The following is a 6,305-nucleotide window of genomic DNA, read 5'->3' as shown; positions in this document are numbered from 1 at the left end:
ATGTCGTTCCTTTGTACGGTCACCGATTTTGCCATACATGAAATTCAATTGCTTTTGAATGAATTCAATGTTCTTGTTCAACATCGGCTCGAGCCCCCTATCCAAAGAGACAGCGTGGACAAAAAGCTTTTCATGGTTCTCTTCAAGCTGTGATTTCAGCGTCCCGAACAGGGTGTCAATCGTTTCATCTTTAACGGAATCAAGGTAACTTTCCACAGCATTAGCGGTTCCTTCAGTCAGAACAGTTTCCAAACTGAGTTCCATTTCTTCAAGGTCGCTTTGGATACTCCGCTCCACCAGCGTGATATTCAACCTAGGAATGATTGGCGGCATCTTCATGGAAAACAACTCAAACACCTTTTTTAATTCTGCCCAATAGGCTATTTCCCCTGGCCCAGAAACGAATGCCAATACAGGGAAAAGCATTTCCTGCATGAGCGGGCGTGTAATGACATTGTTGYTTAATCGTTCTGGATGATTTCTGGCTATCTGCAAGAGTTCATCCCCGTTAAATGATACCTCACCGTTTTTTCCGCTGAAACTGCCTTCTACACGTTCGAGTAAACATCGATCTTTTTTTTCTGGATCATAATAAAATAAATTAGCGGCGCGTTTATCCATTTCAATCATTTTTGCATACCCTTTCGCATGCATGAATGATTGCTGTTCCTCGACCACTTCAGCAATCCGTCCACTTTCATTGACCATCGATTCAAAGTATGCCTTCTCAATTCGCCTTAAATCCGGATCTCCGGCATCGACTAGTAAAAGGCCATATTCTTTGAACCATTCATGAATCAGCTCGGCGAAGAAATCGACGAAGGTATTCGATCTCTTAATGGTTTCCTTCAAATCAATCAGGAGTTTGTTCGTAAATTCCGTTTCTCCATAAGTTTCAATGATTTCCTCAAGCCACTTCTCTGCCTTTTCCGTTTCCAGCTCCACATCAGAAACCATTGTTTTATATGGCTGGTAGGAAGGATAGGTTTTTTTATCGGGTTTTCCGTTTTTCATAACATAAACATGATTGACCTCAGCCAAATCATGATCTTCTCCAGCTATCCAAAAAACCGGAATGACTGGCTGCCCCAGTTTTTTTTCCTGTTCTTCCGCAAGCTTAATGATCGATATCACTTTATGAATGGTATACAGCGGCCCTGATAATAACCCAGCCTGCTGTCCTCCAATCACAACAACGGAATCATCCCTGCGCAGCCTTCCAATATTACCCTTAACTGCCTCACTGAATGAAAGACGAGACATGTATTGTTGTATGTAATCCGACAATTCATCACGTGAAAAAGAGCGGTTCATCAATTCTTCATATCTATTGTGATAAATGTCAGGCTTAGACAAGTCATAGTGAAAATAATCCTCCGTTTCAAGACGGTTTTGTAAATAGTCCGATGCAAAACGGTTTAAAGATGGTAACGCGAGATCTTTCATCTCCATTTCTGTTCTCCCTTTCTCTGCAACTACAATTCTTTTTAGAGTATAACATTCCGGTTTAAGAAAACAAAAGAAGTTGCCCAGCAGCAGAAAATTGATGCGATGTTCTATGTTATGTAGTCAATATCTTCGTAATACTTGTAATTATTCCAATGGAAAACAATAGAAGGTAAGCCACGAAAAAAAAGGCGAAGTTCACTCTCCAAAAACCCTTTAATACCTTATGGAAAATGATTTCTTCTTTTACCTTGTAATGGACAAGAACCACCACGAATGCGTTGATGAGCATGATGAGCATGATCACCCAAATAATTTGCATATCCCAGATCGTAATGATCAAATAATGGACGGATAATACGAACAGCAGCGTACTCATGTCCATTGCAAATTGAACGGAGCGCCGATGGTTTCCAGTGAATTGTTTGGCACCTATAAAAAAAAGTATATACCCTACGAAAGGCAAGGTAATAAATATCGCGGCAAGGCTTGAAACTACGTACGGCACATCCTCATCCCCCCTGAGACTCTTTTCCTTTGACCATCTTATATAGAGAAGACGTCAGGCAATCACTTTTCCCTTTACTCTTTGCCTCCGAGAGGATATGACCCAAAATGGCATCAATTTCCGTTTTACGGCCATTTTCTAAATCTTTTAGCATGGAAGATCGATTTTCCGCAGTTGCGATGCAAACGGCTTTAACATGTTCAAATGACTCATCCTTATTTTGAACTTCCAAAATACCGGAGATTTCTTCAAAAAGCTCTTGAAATAATTGGTAGTAAAAAGAGTTAGTGATTAAACCGCCATTTTCCACACCAAGTATCGCCGTTAATGGATTTATCACCGCATTGACGACAAGCTTATCCATCAGCATCGAGTGAAAATCTTCACTCTTCGTAAAAGGAAAATGATCGATCCTTTCATTCACTAGCGATAGTTGCTCAAGTTCCCCGCTAAAGGAAGCGATTCTTGTCATGCCCAGTCCCGTATGCTCCACGGTATTCCCACCATGTTTCAATGCTCCATGCTCCACTACCCCCACATATATGGTCGGGGATTGAAGCTGCTTTAAATAAGAAATATGCCCATAGCCATTCTGCAAGAATAGCAATGGAACCTGAAAATCTTTGATCCTAGGCAGTATTTGCGGCAGGTGATATTGCTTGACGGCCACTATAAGAAGATCCACATCCGATATCCCTTCATCCAGCCCCTTGGACATGATGCCCGTCTGCAGTCGGCTTTCACCATCCGCAATAAGACGGATTCCCTCACGTTGGATGATGGACGCCTGATCCGCAGTATGGGTATAGAGAGTCACATTATGCTTCTCACTTAAACGGGACGCAAACAGCAGCCCTATGGCCCCTCCGCCAATGATTCCAATTCTCATGATAACCTTCCTTACTTTTTGAAATATATTTACTATTTTATCACATTATCTTTTTTAGCCTGCACGAATTTTCCCATCGTTGGAAAACACAGCCATTCCGATTGAATGAAACGACGGAACTGCCATTAACGATGGTTCGTCATAAAATACCAACGGAAAGAATGATTAATACGCCATTGAAGATATAATATTTTCTTCTTTAAGTGTTAATTTAATGGTATATTAGATACGAAAAGCTTATCCATTTTGAAGACTTTACAGAAACAAAAGATAACTCCAAACTCACCCCAAAAGAAATTGAAGGGAAAAGGGCGGGGAATAAAAGGCTATAAGCATTTAGTAAGCTAGGATAAGTCGATGATGTCATACTAGATTTAACCTAAGTTGAAATTCCACATGGCAAAGATCAGTGGGATGACTTTCAAAGGGTACAATCGGAAGAGGTTTATCAGAATTAAGGGGGAGCTTTTTTATGGAATACAAGGTTGAACGATTACTTGTAAATTTTAAAACGCTTGAGGAATTCAAAAAATTCAAAGAATACGGGATACAGGAACTGTCCATGCTAGATGATTTAGAAGGTAACATCATTGAAAATGACAGCCAATCACCTTTTTACGGAATCTTTTATGGCGATAAACTTGTAGCTCGAATGAGCCTTTATAAAAGAAGCGCTAAATTCGACCAGTATTTTGACAATTCCAGGGATTTCCTGGTTCTTTGGAAACTTGAAGTCCTGCCTAACTATCAGAAAAAAGGGTATGGAAGAGCTTTGGTCGAATTCGCCAAAAGCCTGAACATGCCTATCAAAACTAACCCAAGAGTCCATTCACAAGACTTTTGGAAAAAGATGGGTTTTTCTGCTGTTTCCTATGATTTGGACAGGGACCTCGGAGAAAACCCTCTGATTTGGAGCCCATTTGACGTACAAGATAAGAAAGAAATAGATACACAAGAATAAGGAAGCATCAAGAAAATGCGGGCGGATTTTCCCACCCGCATTTTTTATTTATTGACCCTTTCCAAATTACCATTCTTATCCATTTGGAAGCTCACCTTCGGATTCACCTTTTCGTCCTCCTGGACACTAAGTTTTCTTGCGCGCTCCATGATCTGCATTAACGCACGATAATCTTCCTCAACAGCTTTCAGGTTTTCCTTAAGCAGGACATTCTCTTCCAGTAATCGGACATTTTCCCGTTCAAGAAATAGGGAACGCTCAGAAATCCGTTCTTTTTCCTTATTATCAAGCTGAAAGAATTCATCCATTTTGGTTAAATATAATATAACTTCCTGAAGGGTAATAGATTCTTTATCTTCATGCTCGGGCGTTATTTCTTCAATCGTGACATTTTCGACCGTTGCAATCGAATCCCTTTCCACTTCAGGATTATTGACTACCTGTTCTTTCCTTTGTTTTTTCGCCAGCTCTATCCCTGATTTATATTGCTTCCTAACAAATGAATTCCAACGGAACCCACAAGCAGCAGATGTCCTCGATAACTGTTTCCCCACTTCTTCAAACGCCTTTAATTGTGTACTGCCTTCCCGTATATGCCTCAGTACCACTTCAGCCAACAACAGATCCTCATCATGAGTCCATGCATCTTGTCTCGCAATCGTCATCTCTCTACCTCCTTAGCAAGTTTTAATTCATAATATGCACATGCTAGGAAAGATAGAAGAAATATAGAGCGTGTAATATTTATTTTTTCTTATTTAGAAAACGCTCGACTGCAGCATGATGCTCATCACTCGCCCACAGTTTGGAACATTCCCGGATTTCCGCATCCATTCTTCCTTTAAGCCCGCTATCCTGCCATTTATGTACCAGCAATCGTTTATAGGCCATCAATACCCCTGTCTCATGGCGAAGAAAATCTTCCGCAAACCATTCCCATCCATCCGTACCTTCTCCGACTATCTCATCTACGAAACCAAGTTCCTTCGCTTCCTCAGCTTTTTGTACTTTTGCATCCAATAATAGCTTTAGCGCTTTTTGCTCTGGTATTTTTTCAAGTAAAAGCGAAGCTCCACCCCAGCCAGTCGTTATTCCTAGAGTACCTTGTACAAACCCTAGCCTAGCTTCCCTCTTTGCTAACCTGAAATCACAAGCTGTCGCTATTTCGCAACCGCCGCCGAAAGCACTTCCATTGATTAGCGCTATTGTTGGTTTTGGGAAAACTGCTAGTTTATACAGAATTTCACCCATTTTCGATAACATAGCAAAGGCCTCTTCTTCTGTATGCAAATCCTGAAATTCCCTTAGATCCCCGCCTGAACAGAACGCCTCAGAGCCCGCCCCGGTCAGGACCAGCAACTTAACTTCATCATCGCATGCAGCTTCCGATAATATTGACTCAAGTTCGTCCATCAGCTGATAATTCACGGCATTCCTTTTCTCCGGTCTATTAAATAGGAGCTTCATGAAACCGCGTTTACCCTTTTCAACTTCAATCACCTGATCCATGTAAACACCTTCTCCAAAATCATCGGCAAACGCGAATGATTCAAAATATTCTGCCAAATAAATTTGTAAAAAAAGCACAGAGAAAAATCCCTGCGCTTTGATTAGCGTGTTGCATCAAGAGAGCTAAGCTCTCAAGTAGGTCAAGAAATTATTTTGCGACAACTTCTTTTCCTTTATATGTTCCACATTCTTTACAAACGTGATGTGAAAGAGTCATTCCACCACAGCTCGGGCATTCTACCATACCAGGTACTTGAAGCTTGAAGTGTGTACGACGTTTTCTTTTTACAGTTTTCGACGTTCTTCTAAAAGGTACAGCCATTATTCCCACCTCCTTAAAAAATATAAAAAAGCTGGAAAAATCGGATTAACGATTTTTCGTTCCAATCAAGATTCTTTATTGTTGTCAAAAAAGTCGGCAAGCTTTGCAAATCTCGGATCAACCTTATGCTCATTTTCCTCTTCGGAAATAACAGCCCAGTCTTTCCCAGATTGAGGAGCAGCTTCATTCGAATCGACATCCTCACAAAAAACCTGCATCGGAATTTCTAGCAATAAATTTTCTTTAATTACCGGTATTAGGTCTACAACGTCGCCTTCCACAACAGTGACATCATCTCCGTAGAAATCTGTGCCATCTGCCTTTAAAAGAAAGGTTTCCTTTGTATCAATATCAATCGGATATTTAACGTCTACCAGTGTACGGGAGCAAGGTAATGTTAATTCACCTGAAAGATGCAAGTGAAAAGTAATCTCGGTCGAGCTGATATCAGCTCTTCCTTCTACTCTGATCGGAGAAACATCGCGAATTTGCGGGTCTCTTTCTCTAATGTCCAAGACATCCACCAGTTCATCAAACCGTAAATCTTTGTCCCGAATTTTTTGAAGTTGACTAATCGTCCATTTCAAATGAAATCACCTCAAGGCAACAAAAATAATTATAGCTTTCAATTATAAGTTTGTCAATATTTTTTCTTTACACTATAATGTAG

The 6,305-nt window shown here is 40.5% G+C and carries 8 protein-coding genes; 1 reads left to right on the top strand and 7 read right to left on the bottom strand.

Features of this window, described 5'->3' with window-relative positions; translation table 11 throughout:
- From bshC to AC1DVB_RS24455, 3 genes are all read right to left on the bottom strand, one after another.
- Nucleotides 1-1,452 (bottom strand): bacillithiol biosynthesis cysteine-adding enzyme BshC (gene bshC / locus AC1DVB_RS24465; RefSeq protein WP_477591362.1); only part of this gene is annotated, 1,452 nt, incomplete at its 3' end.
- Nucleotides 1,453-1,561: 109 nt separating this feature from the next.
- Nucleotides 1,562-1,954, bottom strand: a complete 393-nt coding sequence (locus AC1DVB_RS24460) for a DUF3397 domain-containing protein (RefSeq protein WP_034313918.1) — start codon at nucleotides 1,952-1,954, stop codon at nucleotides 1,562-1,564.
- A 4-nt stretch (nucleotides 1,955-1,958) separates the two neighbouring features.
- A complete protein-coding gene (locus tag AC1DVB_RS24455) occupies nucleotides 1,959-2,843 on the bottom strand; it encodes a 2-dehydropantoate 2-reductase (RefSeq protein ID WP_477591359.1) in 885 nt (294 codons plus the stop codon).
- A 472-nt stretch (nucleotides 2,844-3,315) separates the two neighbouring features.
- Between AC1DVB_RS24455 and AC1DVB_RS24450 the strand changes: the two genes are divergently transcribed.
- Nucleotides 3,316-3,804, top strand: a complete 489-nt coding sequence (locus AC1DVB_RS24450; RefSeq protein ID WP_034313924.1) for an N-acetyltransferase — start codon at nucleotides 3,316-3,318, stop codon at nucleotides 3,802-3,804.
- A gap of 44 nt (nucleotides 3,805-3,848) precedes the next feature.
- On the opposite strand, the gene AC1DVB_RS24445 is transcribed toward AC1DVB_RS24450, so the two are convergent.
- From AC1DVB_RS24445 to AC1DVB_RS24430, 4 genes are all read right to left on the bottom strand, one after another.
- Nucleotides 3,849-4,469 (bottom strand): RsfA family transcriptional regulator, encoded by a 621-nt coding sequence (locus tag AC1DVB_RS24445; RefSeq protein ID WP_230134896.1) that lies wholly within the window; start codon nucleotides 4,467-4,469, stop codon nucleotides 3,849-3,851.
- A gap of 79 nt (nucleotides 4,470-4,548) precedes the next feature.
- Entirely contained in the window at nucleotides 4,549-5,391 is an 843-nt protein-coding gene (locus AC1DVB_RS24440; RefSeq protein ID WP_308111067.1) for an enoyl-CoA hydratase/isomerase family protein, read from the bottom strand.
- A gap of 70 nt (nucleotides 5,392-5,461) precedes the next feature.
- Nucleotides 5,462-5,635: a 50S ribosomal protein L32 gene (rpmF, locus tag AC1DVB_RS24435; RefSeq protein WP_034313929.1), complete on the bottom strand. Its 174-nt coding sequence runs from the start codon at nucleotides 5,633-5,635 to the stop codon at nucleotides 5,462-5,464.
- A 65-nt stretch (nucleotides 5,636-5,700) separates the two neighbouring features.
- Nucleotides 5,701-6,222: a YceD family protein gene (locus AC1DVB_RS24430; RefSeq protein WP_034313932.1), complete on the bottom strand. Its 522-nt coding sequence runs from the start codon at nucleotides 6,220-6,222 to the stop codon at nucleotides 5,701-5,703.
- Nucleotides 6,223-6,305: the final 83 nt, after the last annotated feature.

The sequence above is a fragment of the Peribacillus sp. P4_D6 genome, assembly GCF_056401795.1.
This window is presented reverse-complemented; position numbering and strand designations above follow the sequence as displayed.